Annotated in this window: 14 protein-coding genes, 3 tRNA genes and 1 pseudogene; 12 read left to right on the top strand and 6 right to left on the bottom strand. The window is 50.8% G+C overall.

Annotation, left to right across the window (positions count from 1 at the left end; translation table 11 throughout):
- Positions 1-89: 89 nt before the first annotated feature.
- Positions 90-554: a universal stress protein gene (locus J7445_RS06905; protein WP_003755397.1), complete on the bottom strand. Its 465-nt coding sequence runs from the start codon at positions 552-554 to the stop codon at positions 90-92.
- A gap of 193 nt (positions 555-747) precedes the next feature.
- Here J7445_RS06905 and J7445_RS06900 point away from each other — a divergent pair, with 193 nt between their 5' ends.
- From J7445_RS06900 to pncB, 5 genes and pseudogenes are all read left to right on the top strand, one after another.
- Positions 748-1,524 (top strand): tRNA threonylcarbamoyladenosine dehydratase, encoded by a 777-nt coding sequence (locus J7445_RS06900; RefSeq protein ID WP_209282827.1) that lies wholly within the window; start codon positions 748-750, stop codon positions 1,522-1,524.
- A gap of 1 nt (position 1,525) precedes the next feature.
- Positions 1,526-1,984, top strand: a pseudogene (locus tag J7445_RS06895) (hypothetical protein).
- A 106-nt stretch (positions 1,985-2,090) separates the two neighbouring features.
- The gene (locus J7445_RS06890; protein WP_019270494.1) at positions 2,091-2,978 is read left to right on the top strand and encodes a segregation and condensation protein A; all 888 of its coding nucleotides are present in this window, start codon (positions 2,091-2,093) and stop codon (positions 2,976-2,978) included.
- 410 nt (positions 2,979-3,388) lie between these two features.
- Complete coding sequence (gene brnQ / locus J7445_RS06885; protein ID WP_209282826.1) at positions 3,389-4,720, top strand: branched-chain amino acid transport system II carrier protein; 1,332 nt, start codon at positions 3,389-3,391, stop codon at positions 4,718-4,720.
- 138 nt (positions 4,721-4,858) lie between these two features.
- Entirely contained in the window at positions 4,859-6,082 is a 1,224-nt protein-coding gene (pncB, locus tag J7445_RS06880) for a nicotinate phosphoribosyltransferase (RefSeq protein ID WP_070655202.1), read from the top strand.
- A 150-nt stretch (positions 6,083-6,232) separates the two neighbouring features.
- Here the strand turns inward: pncB and J7445_RS06875 are convergent.
- A tRNA-Pro gene (locus J7445_RS06875) sits at positions 6,233-6,309 on the bottom strand.
- 249 nt (positions 6,310-6,558) lie between these two features.
- Here J7445_RS06875 and J7445_RS06870 point away from each other — a divergent pair.
- From J7445_RS06870 to J7445_RS06860, 3 genes are all read left to right on the top strand, one after another.
- Entirely contained in the window at positions 6,559-7,938 is a 1,380-nt protein-coding gene (locus J7445_RS06870; RefSeq protein ID WP_209282825.1) for a mechanosensitive ion channel family protein, read from the top strand.
- Positions 7,938-8,387: a dihydroneopterin triphosphate diphosphatase gene (gene nudB, locus J7445_RS06865; protein WP_209282824.1), complete on the top strand. Its 450-nt coding sequence runs from the start codon at positions 7,938-7,940 to the stop codon at positions 8,385-8,387. The genes J7445_RS06870 and nudB overlap by 1 nt, the downstream gene beginning before the upstream one ends.
- A 133-nt stretch (positions 8,388-8,520) precedes the next feature.
- Positions 8,521-9,054 (top strand): inorganic diphosphatase, encoded by a 534-nt coding sequence (locus J7445_RS06860; RefSeq protein WP_101810428.1) that lies wholly within the window; start codon positions 8,521-8,523, stop codon positions 9,052-9,054.
- A 216-nt stretch (positions 9,055-9,270) separates the two neighbouring features.
- On the opposite strand, the gene J7445_RS06855 is transcribed toward J7445_RS06860, so the two are convergent.
- Together J7445_RS06855 and J7445_RS06850 are read right to left on the bottom strand one after the other, a co-directional pair.
- A tRNA-Glu gene (locus J7445_RS06855) sits at positions 9,271-9,345 on the bottom strand.
- 16 nt (positions 9,346-9,361) lie between these two features.
- Positions 9,362-9,438 (bottom strand) — tRNA-Arg (locus J7445_RS06850).
- 118 nt (positions 9,439-9,556) lie between these two features.
- Here J7445_RS06850 and J7445_RS06845 point away from each other — a divergent pair.
- From J7445_RS06845 to thiD, 3 genes are all read left to right on the top strand, one after another.
- Complete coding sequence (locus J7445_RS06845; protein WP_342356182.1) at positions 9,557-10,960, top strand: 3'-5' exonuclease family protein; 1,404 nt, start codon at positions 9,557-9,559, stop codon at positions 10,958-10,960.
- A 209-nt stretch (positions 10,961-11,169) separates the two neighbouring features.
- Positions 11,170-11,967: a Cof-type HAD-IIB family hydrolase gene (locus J7445_RS06840; protein WP_209282822.1), complete on the top strand. Its 798-nt coding sequence runs from the start codon at positions 11,170-11,172 to the stop codon at positions 11,965-11,967.
- 289 nt (positions 11,968-12,256) lie between these two features.
- On the top strand, positions 12,257-13,063 hold the full coding sequence (thiD, locus tag J7445_RS06835; RefSeq protein WP_019270488.1) for a bifunctional hydroxymethylpyrimidine kinase/phosphomethylpyrimidine kinase: 807 nt from the start codon (positions 12,257-12,259) through the stop codon (positions 13,061-13,063).
- A gap of 79 nt (positions 13,064-13,142) precedes the next feature.
- Here the strand turns inward: thiD and J7445_RS06830 are convergent, their stop codons facing one another.
- Positions 13,143-14,024, bottom strand: coding sequence for a carbohydrate kinase family protein (locus tag J7445_RS06830; protein ID WP_209282821.1), 882 nt, complete (start codon positions 14,022-14,024; stop codon positions 13,143-13,145).
- A 457-nt stretch (positions 14,025-14,481) separates the two neighbouring features.
- Between J7445_RS06830 and alr the strand changes: the two genes are divergently transcribed.
- Entirely contained in the window at positions 14,482-15,540 is a 1,059-nt protein-coding gene (alr, locus tag J7445_RS06825) for an alanine racemase (RefSeq protein ID WP_019270486.1), read from the top strand.
- Between the two features lie 167 nt (positions 15,541-15,707).
- Here alr and J7445_RS06820 read toward each other — a convergent pair.
- Positions 15,708-16,555 (bottom strand): IS630 family transposase gene (locus tag J7445_RS06820; RefSeq protein ID WP_209282820.1). Its coding sequence is split into 2 segments (ribosomal slippage): positions 15,708-16,240 and positions 16,240-16,555, totalling 849 coding nucleotides; the frame shifts between segments, so codons are not numbered across the junction.
- Between the last annotated feature and the right edge of the window lie 6 nt (positions 16,556-16,561).

Below are 16,561 nucleotides of genomic sequence, written 5' to 3'. Positions count from 1 at the left end.
CGTAAAACCTATTTGAAATAAGATGAAAGAAGGTCGTCTGAAAATCTTAGTTTGAGATTTCAGACGACCTTCTTCAATAGGGCAAACCCTTACGCTTCTTCCGCTTTGCTGCGGATAATCAGAAGCGGCAGGTGGCTTTGGCGCATTACGGTTTCGGCGAAGCTGCCCATCAGGAGGTGCATCAGACCGGTGCGGCCGTGTGTGCCGAGTACCAGCAGGTCGGCGCCGTTTTCATCGGCGTAATCGACCAAATCCTGCGCCATTTCGCGCGCGCCTTTGTTAGCTACCAGCAGGTGTTTGACAATGTTTTCCACGCCGTTTTCGCGGGCGGTTTTTTCAGCGAAGTCCAAGACTTCGTTGCCTTGGGCGACGGCGGCGGCTTCGTAGCTTTCGTGTTGCAGGAATTCGGGGGCGAGCGCCATGTATTCGGCGGGGTTGGCGACGTGTACCAAAGTCAGGCGGGCGTTGTTGACGCTTGCTAACTCGGCGGCGTGTTTCAGGGCGTTGAGGGAAGTTTCGCTGCCGTCAACGGCTACAACCAGATGTTTGTACATAGTTCATTCTCCTTTTTGCGCCGCAGGCGGCACTTTGTTTCATGCGGTTGGGAAGGGTCCGATATGAAACGATTATAGACTCTTTCGGGCTGCTGCAACAGCCCGTCTGCTTTCCAGTATAATATGTGTCGCATTCGTCCGCAGCGTTTTGCGTTGATTTTCATTCATTTATTGATATATCACAAGGTTGGGTATGAACGACACCGTTTTTCTTCCTTCGCGCCGTTTCGGCGGTATTGCCAGACTCTACGGAGATGAAGCACTGGAGCGGTTTTCGCGCGCACACGTCTGCGTGGTCGGCGTGGGCGGGGTAGGCTCTTGGGCAGTGGAGGCTTTGGCGCGGACGGGCATCGGTCGTTTGACCTTGATTGATTTGGACAACGTCGCCGAGTCCAATGTCAACCGCCAATTGCACGCTTTGACCGATGATTTCGGCAAGGCGAAGGTGACGGCGTTGCGCGAACGCATTGCCCAAATCAATCCGCAATGTGAAGTGGAGGAAATCGAGGATTTTGTGACGGAAGACAATCTGGAAACGCTTTTCAGACGACCTTTCGACTTTGTGATCGACGCGATAGATCAAGTTCGCGTCAAGGCGGCGATGGTGGCTTATTTTGTGCAACACAAACAGCCGTTTATCCTCAGTGGCGGCGCGGGCGGACAGAAAAATCCGGCGTTGATTCAAACCGCCGATTTGAGCCGCGTAACCCACGACCCGCTGCTTGCCAACCTGCGCTACACCTTGCGCAAACGCTACGGCTTCAGCCGCGATACCAAAGAAAAAATGCGCGTGCCGTGTGTGTTCTCGACTGAAAACATTACGCCGCCGCAATCGGGCGAAGCGTGTTCGACCGATGCCGCGCCGCAAGGGCTGTCCTGCGCGGGCTACGGGGCGAGTATGCTGGTGACGGCTTCGTTTGGGCTGTATTGTGTGCAGGCGGCGGTGGAACATATTGCGGGACGGAAATGAGATGACCCGATTTTTTAAAGCCTATTTTATCGGTAGCCTGATTTATGCGGTGTGGTTCGGCGTGTTGATGTATGCCGTCGATCCGATGTTTGGCGCAATGGGATGCGACATGCAGTCGGGCGATTATTTGTGTTTTCAGGATGGCTATCCGCGGCCGTTTCCCAATTTCCTTTATCCTTTCCTGTCCGTTCCGATATTCAGCCTTTTGCACGCTGCCATCATTAAATGACGCAAACGCTGCTTGGTCGGGATGATTTGGTTTTTGGTCGGCTGCGAGTGGATGTTGCTATTGGCTTGGATAATTTCGATGCTGGCGTGCGATGGTTTTGTGTTTTCCCGCGATGCCGTTACAGTGCTGATCGGTTCGTTTTTCGCCGCTTTGCCACTGCTGGGCATGGCGTTGGCGCAAACGCTTGCTATCGCCATCGCTTCTTTGAAAAGCCAACGCAAAAAAGGCTGATTTTTGTTTTGCCGCACTTGTTTTGGCGAACCCCGCTGTGTTTTCAGATGACCCCGTTATTGATTAACCATCCATCGAACCTAAAAAAGAAAAAGCCCCTCTAATCATGCCTTCAGAACACCTTATCTCTCCCGCTGCGGCAACGTCGTCTGAACACACGGTCGCGTGGGTATTCGGTCAGCCCGTTACCGATTTGCCGCAGGATTTGTTTATTCCGCCCGATGCTTTGAAGGTTGTCTTAAGCAGCTTCCAAGGGCCGTTGGATTTGCTGCTTTACCTGATCCGCAAACAAAATATCGACGTTCTCGATATTCCGATGGTGAAGATTACCGAGCAATATCTGCACTATATCGCCCAAATGGAAACGTATCAGTTTGATTTGGCGGCGGAATATCTTTTGATGGCGGCGATGCTGATTGAAATCAAATCGCGCCTGCTTCTGCCGCGTCCCGAAGAGGTCGAGGATGAGGAGGCGGATCCGCGTGCCGAGCTGGTGCGCCGCCTTTTGGCTTATGAACAGATGAAGCTGGCGGCGCAGGGTTTGGATGCGTTGCCGCGCGCAGGACGGGATTTTGCTTGGGCGTATCTGCCGTTGGAAATCGCGGTTGAGGCGAAGCTGCCGGAGGTGTATGTTGCCGATTTGACGCAGGCGTGGCTGGGCATTTTGTCGCGGGCGAAACATACGCGCAGCCATGAAGTGATTCAGGAAACCATTTCCGTACGCGCGCAGATGACGGCGGTTTTACGTCGTCTGAACGAGAGCGGGATATGCAAATTCAGCGATTTGTTCAAACCGGAGCAGGGCGCGGCGTATGTGGTCGTCAATTTCATCGCACTGTTGGAGCTTGCCAAAGAAGGTTTGGTCCGCATCGTCCAGCCGGACAGCTACGGCGAAATCGAAATCAGCCTGAAACAGGAAAATTTAGAACGCCCGGAAGCGGAAGAGGGCGTTTCAGACGACCCCTCCGCCGATGTTGAAGACGAAACGGCATGATGATTTCACGCTTGGCAAACCCATACCCATTTCCATCAACTGCCCTTTATATAGTGGAGACCTTTGCAATAACATAGGTTACTAAAATTTTATGCTCAATCTCATTTTCAAAATGCAAAACCTTGCTGATTTTTCCTACTTTTTGCTCAATATTAGGAAGGTTTTAGTCAATTGAAGATTTTTTGGCGCATTTTTATGCGTCAAATTTCGTTAATAGACTATTTTTGCAAAGGTCTCAGTGGATTAAATTTAAATCAGGACAAGGCGACGAAGCCGCAGACAGTACAGATAGTACGGAACCGATTCACTTGGTGCTTCAGCATCTTAGAGAATCGTTCTCTTTGAGCTAAGGCAAGGCAACGCCGTACTGGTTTAAAGTTAATCCAATATAAACAAACAGGTACGAATTTATGAACAGTGTTTCCCCGCTCAACCGTAAAGCCTCGCTGTGGGCGGTTGGTTTGATGTTGTTCGCTTTGTTTTTTGGTGCGGGCAATCTGATTTTTCCTGCTTATCTCGGACAACAGGCGGGGGAAAACTGGCTTTCTGCGATGATAGGTTTTCTGTTGACCGGCGCGGGCTTGCCGCTGTTGGGCGTGATTGCCATCGGCTATTCAGGCTCGCGCGATGTTCAGGCGCTGGCTTCGAGGGTTGCGCCTTGGTACGGCGTGGCGTTTGCCGTCGCGCTGTATTTGTCCATCGGACCTTTGTTTGCCATGCCGCGTACGGCGACGGTGTCGTTTGAGATTGCCGTTGCGCCGTTTTTGAATGAAAGCCAGAAAACAGTCGGGCTGGCGGCGTTCAGCGTGGCGTTTTTCAGCGTGGCGCATTGGCTGTCGATGTCGCCGGGCAAACTGGTGGACCGTATCGGTAAAATTCTGACACCCGTATTGCTTTTGACGATTGCCGTTTTGGTCGGCTATGCCGCTCTGAATCCGATGGGTGTTCCTGCGGCGGCGCAAGGCGATTTTGCCCTTCGTCCGTTCATAAAAGGCATTTTGGAAGGCTACGGCACAATGGACGCACTCGCTTCGCTGGTGTTCTCCATTATCGTCATTGACGCTGTGCGTGCGATGGGCGTGGACAACCGCTCTGAGCTGTTGCGGACGACCACCGTTTCAGGCATTGTCGCCGCATCTTGTCTGGCACTGGTGTACCTCTTCATCGGCTATATGGGCGCGACCAGCGTGGCAGGCTTGGGACTTCAGGAAAACGGCGCGGAAGTGTTGTCGAAAACCGCGAATTTCTATTTCGGCGTACCTGGCAATATCCTCTTGGGCGCCATCGTCCTGCTCGCCTGCTTGAGTACCGCCGTCGGACTGATTACATCGTGTTCCGAATATTTCAACCGTCTGTGTCCCGGCATTCCTTACAAAATGTTCGTTGTCATCAATACGGTCGTGTCTATGGCGTTGGCGAACAAAGGCCTGTCCTCCATCCTAACCTTCTCCATTCCGATGCTGATGCTGCTGTATCCGCTGACCATCGTCATCATCCTGCTGGTCTTCCTACACAAACTGTTCGGCGGCAGCCGCATCGTCTATTTCTGCACCATGATGGCGACGCTGGCAGTCGGTTTGCTCGATGCCTATAAAGCCGCGTTCGGTTTCAGCGAAGAAGTCGCCGCCGACATCAACGGCGCACTGCCGCTTTACAACGTCGGACTGGGCTGGCTGCTGCCCGCAACCGTCGGCTTTATTTTAGGATGCGTCCTAAACGCCGCGCTCAAGAAAAAAGCATAAGGCTTAAATCACAAAACAAAGGTCGTCTGAAAGCTTTCAGACGACCTTTTCAACATTCACCCGGCAAAAAAAGTAACACCCGCCCGTCTAACCGTGTTCTAATAATGCTTTACATTTACGCTGAACGAGAGAAAAGCCATGACCGCACCTCAAACGCCCGTTATCCGCTCCCTGCTCGACACCGACCTGTACAAGTTCACCATGCTTCAGGTGATACTGCACCAATTCCCCCAAACCCACAGCCTTTATGAGTTCCGCTGTCGCAACAAAGACATGGTTTACCCGCTTGCCGACATCCAAAGCGACTTAGAAAGAGAACTCGACGCGCTCTGCCAACTGCGCTTTACCCACGACGAACTCGACTACCTGCGCAGCCTGCGCTTCATCAAAAGCGACTTTGTCGACTATCTCGAACTCTTCCAGCTGCAACGCCGCTTCGTCAAAGTCAGCCCCGACAATGAAGGTCGTCTGAACATCCGCATCGAAGGCCCCATGATTCAGGCGATGTTCTTTGAAATCTTCATCCTCGCCATCGTCAACGAACTCTACTTCCGCCGTCTCGAAACCCCCGCCGTCATCGAAGAAGGCGAACGCCGCCTCCAAGCCAAAGCGCAACGCCTCAAAGAAATCTCCGCCGCGCAAAACCCCGATGATCCGCCGTTCCTCATCTCCGACTTCGGCACCCGCCGCCGCTACACCCTCGACTGGCAGGAACACGTCATCCGCACCCTGCTTGAAGCCGCCCCCGACATCGTGCGCGGTACCAGTAACGTTTATCTCGCCAAAAAAATCGGCATCACCCCCATCGGCACGATGGCGCACGAGTTCCTCCAAGCCTTCCAAGCCCTCGACGTGCGCCTGCGCAATTTCCAAAAAGCCGCTCTCGAAAGCTGGGTACACGAATACCGCGGCGACCTCGGTATCGCACTGACCGACGTGGTCGGCATGGACGCCTTCCTGCGCGACTTCGACCTCTATTTCGCCAAACTTTTCGACGGTCTACGCCACGACAGCGGCGACCCCTATGTATGGGGCGACAAAGCGCATGTGCACTATAAAAAACTCAAAATCGACAGCCGCACCAAAATGCTGACCTTCTCCGACGGTCTGGACATCGAACGCTCATGGGCGTTGCACCAATATTTCAAAGACCGTTTCAAAACCAGCTTCGGTATCGGTACCAACCTCACCAACGACATGGGCCATACCCCGCTGAACATCGTCCTGAAACTCGTCGAGTGCAACGGTCAGTCCGTCGCCAAACTCTCCGACTCCCCGGGCAAAACCATGACCACCAACAACACCTTCCTCGCCTACCTGCGTCAGGTGTTTGACGTTCCCGAGCCGAAGGCAGAGGGCTGATTAACTGAAGAAAAGGTAAAAGGTCGTCTGAAAACTCGGATTCAGGTTTTCAGACGACCTTTTGATGGGTTGAACCGCTTGGAATATAAAGTTTGAAATAGGCAAAGACAAAAAACAGCCCGGTCAAAAATGACCGGGCTGTTGAATTTTTGGTCGGAGTGAAAGGATTCGAACCTTCGACCCCTTGCACCCCATGCAAGTGCGCTACCAGACTGCGCCACACTCCGACTCGATAAGTTTCGGATTATAGTTTTCTTGTCCGGCTTTGGCAAGCGTAAGGCAGGGCGGTTTGGGCTATCTGTTTGAAGCGGCTTTGAATTTGTTTGGCGTAAGCGCGGGTAGGGCAGACGGGATGCCTCGTTCTTCATTTGAATCCGCCATATTTTCAGACGACCTTTGAATGGCAAACGAGTGTGGCGGAATTTTATGGCTGCTATATAATTGCTGCTTTGATTTTTAATGAAAAAACAGGGCTGATGGACAATATTTTGCATGAATTGTTTGCGCGTCAGGCGTTTACGTCTAGCTTGGTAGAGCGAAATTTCGGACAGGTTTCGGGCTGGATTGAGCTGGTCGGCGTATTGATGCTGATGGCGGCGACGTTTTGGCTGTCAAACCGACTAAAAAACCGTTATTTCTTTGCGGAACAGGGTAACTTCGCGCTATTGCGGCATATCGGCAGGCGGATTTTGTGGCCGGTGCTGATGATGATTTTCGGCGCGGCGGCTTTGTTTATCTGCAATCTGACGGAGTTTCGCCCGGTATGGCTGCATCTGCTGATTTTGGCGGCGCGCTGGATGATTCTGATTCGGGTCAGCGTGGCGGTTGTTCATGCCGCTTTACCGCAAAACAAACTGACCGACTGGCTGGAAAAATCGGTCTCCATGGTTTTGTGGGTAGGCTTCGTGCTTTGGCTGTCGGGCTTGGATGATAAGATTTTGGCGATGCTCGACGGCATCAGCTTTTCGGTCGGTTCGGGCAAACTGAGCCTGTTGATGATTTTGAACGGGATTTTGTGGGTCGGGCTTCTGATGATAGGCGCGTCGTGGTTGGCGCGCTTTATCGGCGAGCGTTTGGAGAAAAGCAGCCTGGACAATAACCTGTCCATGATTTTGTCCAAAATCATCAAAACGGTGATGATGGTTTTGGCGGTCTTGATTGCGCTGCCGCTGGTGGGGATTGATTTGACGGTATTGTCGGTGTTCGGCGGTGCGTTGGGTGTCGGTATCGGTTTCGGTCTGCAAAAAGTGGCGAGCAACTATATTTCCGGCTTTATCATTTTGGGCGACCGCTCTATCCGTATGAACGACCGTCTGACGGTCAATAACTTTACCGGCTATGTCACCAAAATTACCTCGCGTTTTGTCGTGCTGCGCAATGCCAACGGTACGGAGGCGCTGATTCCGAACGAGACGTTCGTTACCTCGATGGTGGTCAACGAATCTTATACCAGCCGCGAATTGCAGCAGGCGTTCAATATACAGGTTGCCTATCATTCCGATTTGATTAAGGCGCTGGACATCATTAAAAGTGCAGCCGCCGCACAGCCGCGTGTTTCCAAACATCCCGCGCCTTTGGCGGTGGTGACCAATTTCGGCGACAACGGTATCGATTTGCGCGCGACTTATTGGGTGAAAGATCCTGAAAACGGCTTTGCCGCGCTGCAATCAGCGATTTTTCTGGATATTTGGCCGCAGTTTAACGAACACGACATCGAGTTCCCTTATCCGCAACGCGAAGTCCGTATCCTGAACGAAGAGCAGTCCCCGAGCAACATCGCCATGATTAAGGCGGGAATGCAGGCGCGCAGCGATACCAAATCCGATCCCGCGATGGACTCTGCCGGAGACGATTGATGGCAAAGCCCTTGAAGTATCCCGTGTCCGCGTTGGTGGTTTTGCATGATGCCGACGGCAATATCCTTCTAATCGAACGCACTTCGCCGCAAGGCTTTTGGCAGTCGGTAACCGGCAGCATCGAGCCGGACGAAACCATAGAGGAAACCGCCAAGCGCGAAGTTTGGGAGGAAACCGGCATCCGCCTTGCGGACGGACAGCTCTGCAACTGGCACGACAGCACGGTTTACGAAATTTACCACCACTGGCGGCACCGCTATCCGAAAGGTGTGTTCGAAAACCGCGAACACATCTTTTCCGCCGAAATTCCGCGCGATGCGGTGATTGTTTTGCAGCCTGACGAACACGTCGCTTACGGATGGTTCGGCATTGAAGAAGCGGCGGAAAAAGTGTTCTCCCCGTCGAACAAAAGGGCGATTTTGGAATTGGGGAAAAGGTTGGGGAAATAGAACCAGCCTGATTGCTTAAAGGTCGTCTGAAAACAGCGATTGCGTTTTCAGACGACCTTTTTCCGCATTTTCAGAGAGTCTTTTGTTTGCTATACTTCCGCCGTTCAAACTTCCGTCAAATAAAGGAAATAAAATGGCAGACTTCAATAAAATCCTGACTCCGGGCGATGTGGACGGCGGCATTATCAACGTCGTCAACGAAATTCCCGCCGGCAGCAGCCACAAAATCGAATGGAACCGCCGCCTCGGCGCATTCCAACTTGACCGCGTCGAACCCGCGATTTTCGCCAAACCGACCAACTACGGCTTCATCCCGCAAACCTTGGACGAAGACGGCGACGAATTGGACGTATTGCTGGTTACCGAACAGCCCTTGGCGACAGGTATCTTCTTGGAAGCGCGCGTCATCGGTGTGATGAAGTTTGTCGATGACGGCGAAGTGGACGACAAAATCGTCTGCGTTCCCGCTGACGACCGCAACAACGGCAACGCCTACAAAACCCTTGCCGACTTGCCGCAGCAGCTGATCAAGCAAATCGAATTTCACTTCAACCACTACAAAGACCTGAAAAAAGCAGGCACAACCAAAGTTGAATCTTGGGGCGATGTGGAAGAAGCAAAAAAAGTAATTAAAGAATCCATCGAACGTTGGAATAAACAGGCTTGATGTTTTATTTCAATAAATAAGGAAAGGTCGTCTGAAAATGGTTTTCAGACGACCTTTTGATTGGAATAGGGGCAAGAAATAATACTGAAAAGTTTTGTATGGTAACGTAGAAAGAAACAAGTCAGTTGCTGACTGCCCTAGGTATTCAAGATGGCGGTTATTTAAGATGGTTCAAAAACTAAAGCCTTGCTAAAACAGCAAGGCTTTAATCAAAACTGGCACGCCCACGGGGAATCGAACCCCGGTTACCGCCGTGAAAGGGCGATGTCCTAACCGCTAGACGATGGGCGCGGATAAATAGATTTTTTGGCGCACCCGGAGCGATTCGAACGCCCGACCCTCTGGTTCGTAGCCAGATACTCTATCCAACTGAGCTACGGGTGCGCTGTAACAAAGATTGAGATTATAGGGAGGGGGTGGAATTCTGTCAAGGGCGTTGTTGGAAAATAAACAGGGAAAGTGTAAAATGCGCGGCTATTGGTTGAATTTACAGGAAAATAAAATGGAGAGCGTTTCTCGCTGGCCGTTGTTGCAGAAGGCATTTGCCCGTTTCGGGAGGCCTGTTGTTGTGGTGGATTTGGAAACTACCGGCGGGAATCTTTATCAAGACAGGGTAACGGAAGTTGCTTTGCTGCGTTTCGACGGGCAAAGCGTATGCCGTTATGAGTGGTTGGTGAATCCGTGTAAGCCGATTCCTGAATTTGTCGCGCAACTGACGGGCATCAGCAATAAAATGGTAACAACGGCTCCGTTGTTTGCGGAAATTGCTTCACAGTTATTGCCGCTTTTACAGGGAGCCGTGGTGGTGGCGCATAACAGCCGTTTCGACTATACCTTCTTGCGTCACGAGTTTCGCCGTGCCGGAATTGATTTTGCTGCGCCTGCTTTGTGCACCGTCCAGTTGTCGCGCCGCCTTTATCCCGAGTTTTACAAACACAATTTGGACAGCATTATCGAACGGAACGCAATCACAGTGGAAAACCGTCATCGCGCGATGACCGATGTCTTGGCTTTGAGCGATTATTTGGAACACAGCTTGCGCGAAAAGAATACAGAAGATTGGGATAATTACTGCCGGTCTTTGATGAATCCGAAAATGCTGCCGAATTGGGTAACGGATGCTTTGGCGGCGCAGCTTTATGCGTTGCCGGACAGCGAAGGTGTGTTGGTATGGTTTGATGCATTCGGCAAGGCGCAGGCGGTAGTTGCATTGGAGAAGGCGTATAGCGAAACGGCAGAAATGCTGCATGGTAAAAAAGTTCCGCTTTATTTGAAGGCTGCGGCTTCCGTGCGTTTTATTCCTGCGTTGGGCAGCCTGCATTCGGTATGGCTGAAGGCGCAGGTAATGAGGGAATATGGTATCCGCCCGCCTGAACGAGTCGTTTCAAAGCCTACTGCATTTTCTACGGTTCGTTTTTCTCCCGACGAACACGGTGTTTTGCAGGCAAGGATTGTGCCTTTGGATAACGGCAGCCGAGCTGTCCGCCCGTATGGGTTGTTTATCCATAAAAAAGCCGCCAAACGCGCGCTTAATACTTGGGCGTTGGAAAACAGACTTTGTCCTGATGCCTTGAATATCCTGCCTGTTGCAAATGGAAAAGGTGTGCCGTGTCCTGTACAGGCACTCGGGCAATGCGACGGTGCCTGCCGTACCGAGGATGGGATAGAAGCGCAAAACGGACGTATCCGCGAATTGGCGCATTTGTTGCCCGTTGCAGACTGGGGGAAGGCGCATGAGGTGGAGATTACGGAAACGGACGACTTATCCGGAAAAAGCATCACTTTGCGTTGTGCCGGTGGGGCGATTGCTATGCCGGACGGCGGCTGGTACTTTGATGACAGTCTGCCCGCGTTGCTGAAAATGAAATTCAGGCGGGAGCGGGAAAGTGTCAAAATTATTGCTTAATGTAATAATGGCGAAAATGGAATAAGCAGGTTTCAGACGACTTCTGATAACCTGCTTATTTTTTAATCAATTTTGTTTTTCTCTTGGGAATCAATATGAAGTAGGATTTATACACAGCTTGTTTACATCATTGCATGTAGAAATTGTGCATTGTTCCCGTCATTGCACGTTACAATATAGGTCGTCTGAAACCGATTGTATGCCTGATAATGAATACGCCAAAAATTATTTTTTTCGATATTGATGACACGTTATACCGAAAATATACCGATACGCTGCGCCCATCTGTTGCTAAAGCGATGGAGGCATTGAAAACGCGGGGTATTTTGACGGCAATTGCGACGGGGAGGCCGCCGGTGGCCATTCCGGGTAAGGTGAAAACCCTGATACGCGACAGCGGTATTGATATGCTGGTTACGATTAACGGGCAATACACGACGTTTCACGGAGAGGTGTTGCAGGCTTATCCGATGATTGAAGCCGAAGTGGAGCGGATGTGTACATTTTTTGACAGTCAGTATATTGATTATGCTTTTGTAAATAATGATGAAATTGTCGCATCGGCTGCCGGCGAAAGGGTAAAAGAAGCCTTGTCGCACATCCTGCCTGCTTTTGAAGTGGATAAAGAATATTTCCGCAAACAATCGGTTTATCAGATGCTGGTGTTTGCAGATAAAGCCCAAGAGCAGGAAATTATCGGAAAAATCCAATTCGAAGGCTTCAAATCCGTGCGTTGGCACGAGTCTGCGCTGGACATGCTGCGCCGCGAAGGTTCAAAAGCAAGAGGCATTGCACATGCAGTAGAAAAATTGGGCATAGGCATGGAAGATGTTATGGCTTTCGGTGATAGCTTTAATGATTTGGAAATGCTCTCATCCGTCGGCTTTGGCGTGGCCATGGGAAATGGTGAGGAGGCGGCGAAAGCTACGGCGAAATTTATTGCGCCGAGTGTAGATGAAGATGGCGTGTACAGGGCTTTGGTTGAATTGGAAATTATTGATGGATAATGATTTATTTAGAGTTAGGTCGTCTGAAAAGCAGGTTTCAGACAACCTCTTTGTTGGAATAGTAAAAAGTCGGGATGGGGATTTCGGGCTGAGTCCGTGAAAATTGTAAAAACATATCCCTAAAATCCCCCATTTCAAACCGGGATAAACCAACTAAAATACAGCTGTAAATATTTCGTTGTAACAATAAAATAAAAATAAAACACCGTCTGAAAACAAGAATGATGGGTTTTCAGACGACCTTCAAACCGCTTCCTAAATCGTCCAACCAAGCAATAGGAGAAACCAAATGGAAGAAACATTCGTCCAAACGCTGACCATTGCCGGCTCGGATTCCGGTGGCGGGGCGGGGATACAGGCGGATTTGAAGACATTTCAGATGCGCGGTGTGTTCGGCACCAGCGTGCTGACCGCTGTGACCGCGCAAAATACGCTCGGCGTATCGGCGGTGCATCTGGTTCCGACCGACATCATCACCGCGCAAATCGAAGCCGTCCGCGCCGATTTTGAAATCCGCGCCTATAAAATCGGGATGCTGGGTACGGCTGAAGTGATTGAATGCGTTGCCGAAAATCTGAAAAAATGCCGTTTCGGCAAGCGCGTCCTCGATCCGGTGATGATTGCCAAAGGTGGCGCGCCGCTGTTGCAGGATTCCGCCGTCGAAGCGATGAAACGCCTGCTTCTGCCCGATACGGACATTCTGACGCCGAACCTGCCCGAAGCGGAAGCCTTGACGGGCGTGCGCATTGAAAACCGCCAAGATGCGGAACGCGCCGCCAAAATCCTGCAAGATTGCGGCGTGAAAAATGTAGTGATTAAAGGCGGGCATTTGGGCGACAGCCGCAGCGAATACTGTACCGACTGGCTGTTTACGCCGGATGAGGTGTTTGAATTTACCGACCGCCGTTTCCCAACAGCGCATACGCACGGTACCGGCTGTACGTTCTCCGCCTGTATCGCCGCCGAGTTGGCTAAAGGTTTCGAGACGCTCGAATCCGTGCAAACCGCCAAAAAATACATTACCGAGGCGATTCGCAATCCTTTGAACATCGGCGCGGGACACGGTCCGGTCAATCATTGGGCGTATCGGGATTGAGGGATATGAAAAGGTCGTCTGAAAACAGATTTTCCGTTTTCAGACGACCTTTTGTTGTGACATCCTTTGATGGCAAACATCAAGCCGGATTCATGAAGCTTTCGATTTCCTGTAAGGAAATGTCGGGCGTCGCGCCGTGTCTAGAGGCGACTAGGGCGCCGAGTGCGCAGGCGAAGGTAATGGCTTCTTGCGGCTCGGCATTGTTGAGCAGTTTGTAGGTCAGTCCTGCCAAGAAGCTGTCGCCGGAGCCGACGGTATCGGCAACTTTGATGCGGAAGCCGCAGTGGCGGTAGAGTTCGCCGTCTTTGTATAAAATTGCACCGTGTCCACCCAAGGTGACGCAGATGGTTTTGGCGCCGGTCAAGCGGTTGAGGTAGGCGATGTTTTGTTCGATGCTGTGGTAGGGCGAGCCGTAAGCCGCAGATAATTCGTACAATTCGTCGTCATTAAGTTTGAGCATATCCGCACGCTTCATGGTGGCGAGCAGGCGGTCGGTGTCGTAGTGGGGTTTGCGCAGGTTGACGTCAAAGATTTTGAATTTGGCTTTTTCCATCAGTTTGTCTAATGCCGCACGGGAAATCTCATCGCGGGTGGCAAGGCTGCCGAATACGAAGGCATCGGATTCGGCGACACGTTGCAAGGCGGCATCTTCGATGACGATGCGGTCCCAAGCGCAGGGATATACGATTTCATATGACGCGCTGCCGCATTTGTCCAAGATGACTTTGACCAAGCTGGTATCGCATTCTTTGCACACTTGCAGCAGGTCGGTATTGACGTTTTTCGCTTGGATTTGGCGCAGCAGCTCTTCGCCGTCGGCATCATCACCGCGACGGCTGATAATGGCGGTATCGACTCCGAAGGATTGCAAACGGACCAAAACGTTCAGCGGCGCACCGCCCAACACTTTGCCGCTTGGAAAATCGTCCCACAACACTTCGCCGAAACTGGTTACTTTCATTTTAGACCTTCCTTGCTTTGAGTTGATTGGCTGGAACTGCTGCGCTGCGTACGGCTTAGGAATCATGTATTTGTAGTAAAATTCCAATACTTAGGCACGTAAGTATTATGTTTTAAAATCTACCGACTGACAAGCAATCGCGGGATTATCCGCCAGGAAGTTTGATTCATCACAAATTGCGTTAAAGACGGCCTGATTCGGCAAATCGGCAGGGTTTATTTTTCTTTCATTTTATAAGTGCTTCGGGAAGGGGGTAGGCTGATTTTTGAAATTTAAATACAAATCGGCAGAATATTTTTGAACAGACGGGCTATATATTCCGATTTTCTTCATTTCATTACGATATTTAAAAACCCTCTCTTTAAGCCTATAATGTAGTCGTTAAAAATACCGAAAGGTCGTCTGAAAACGTGAAAATCCATTTTCAGACGACCTTCATTAACGGAAAGAACAAATCATGCGTCCATTAAATGCCCGAATCCGCTTGGACAATCTGCGCCACAATTATCAAACCCTGAAACAGATTCACGGCGGCAAAATGCTTGCCGTTATTAAAGCGGACGCTTACGGACATGGCGCGGTACGGTGCGCCCACGCATTGTCCGAAATTGCCGACGGATTTGCCGTCGCTACCATGGACGAAGCCGTCGAATTGCGCGAGAGCGGCATTAGCAATCCCATCGTATTGCTCGAAGGCGTGTTTGAAGCGTCGGAATACGCTACCGTCGATAAATACAATTTGTGGCCGGGCGTCGGCAGCCAATGGCAACTCGAAGCCTTAATCGCCCATCATTGGCAGAATCCCGTTAAAGTCTGGCTCAAAATGGATTCCGGTATGCACCGCGCCGGCTTCTTTCCGCACAATTACACTTCCGCCTACACCGCCCTGAAACAATGCAAACACGTTGACAGCATTGTTAAATTCAGCCATTTTGCCTGCGCCGACGAACCCGACAACGGCATGACCGAAATGCAGCTTGAAGCCTTTGATTTGGCGTGTGAAGGCTTAGAAGGAGAAGAAAGCCTCGCTAATTCCGCCGCTATCTTGAATATTCCCGAAGCGCGCCGTGACTGGGGACGCGCCGGACTGGCACTTTACGGTATCTCTCCGTTCGGCGGCGTAGACGAGCGCCTGAAGCCCGTCATGCGCCTGACTTCCCGCGTATTCGGCGAACGCGTCCTGCAACCTCATTCACCCATCGGCTACGGAGCGACGTTTTATACCAGCAAATCTACACGCGTCGGCCTGATTGCCTGCGGTTACGCCGACGGCTATCCGCGCCGAGCCTCGACCAACTCGCCCGTTGCCGTCGAAGGCAAACGCAGCCGCATTATCGGCAGGGTGTCAATGGACATGATCACCGTCGAACTCGATGCTTCCAAAGAAGGTTTGGGCGCCGAAGTCGAATTGTGGGGCGACATTGTTAATATCAACGAAGTCGCCGAAGCCGCCGGTATGATTCCGTATGAAATCCTTTGCAACGTCAAACGCGCAAAGTTTACCTATTCGGAGTGATTTAGGCGGCGGTTTGAACTGAAGGTCGTCTGAAAACAAAGTTAACGGTTTCGTTAAATGGTTTTCAGACGACCTTTGTCTTGCCATCATTTTAAGAAACCTTATTTTCGAATTAACGGTTGCAGCAGGATTGATGGAACGGGTAACTTAAAGCAAACATACTATAGTCAATTAAAATCAAAATAGGACACTAGCGCATCGTCAAATCGGGCGTAATCAGACAAAACGGTTCGCAGATACCGCTTAATATTCGCCCACACCTTCTCAATCGGGTTGAGCTCAGGTGAATAAGGTGCAAGAGGTAATACCTTATGGCCCAATTTTTCCGCCATTTCCCGTAAGACATCCATACGGTGAAATCGTGCATTATCTAAAATAATTACCGATTTTTGAGTCAATGCGGGCAGTAGGCATTGCTGAAACCACGCTTCAAAAAAGACTCCGGTCATCGTATTTTGATAAACCATCGGAGCAATCAGCCGGTTGCCGACTTGTGCGGACACCAGAGATAAGCGTCGGTATCTTTTTCCACTTATCTGCGCTTTCACTATTCGCCCTCTCAGGCTGCGGGCATAGGGACGGAACAGGTAGCGGTCAAATCCTGTTTCATCCAAATAAACACGTTGGTAGTCGGAAAATTCGGCCAGCTGTGTCAAATAATGCGTTACTTTGGCCGGGTCTTGTTCTTTGTAAGTGGTGGTCTTTTTTTGCGCGTCATCCCCATCTGTTTGAGTGCATAGCAAACGGCGGCTGGCGTACAATCAAAATGTTTGGCGATTTCATGCAGATAGGCATCCTGGTGTTGCTCAACATATTGAGCCAGTTTTTGCCTATCCAATTTGACGGCATTTAGACCGGTAACTTGATGTTTTAGGCTGCCTGTTTGTTTTTTAAGGCGAATCCACAGGTAAAGTGTGTTTCTTGACAAGTTAAACGTTGCTGCGGTTTGGCTGATGTTTTTGCATTGTTCGTAATAGTTTAAAGCTTTGTTTCTTAAGTCCGCAGAGTATGCCATGGTTAA

The sequence above is a fragment of the Neisseria sicca genome (assembly GCF_017753665.1).
Lineage (GTDB): Bacteria > Pseudomonadota > Gammaproteobacteria > Burkholderiales > Neisseriaceae > Neisseria > Neisseria flava.
This window is presented reverse-complemented; position numbering and strand designations above follow the sequence as displayed.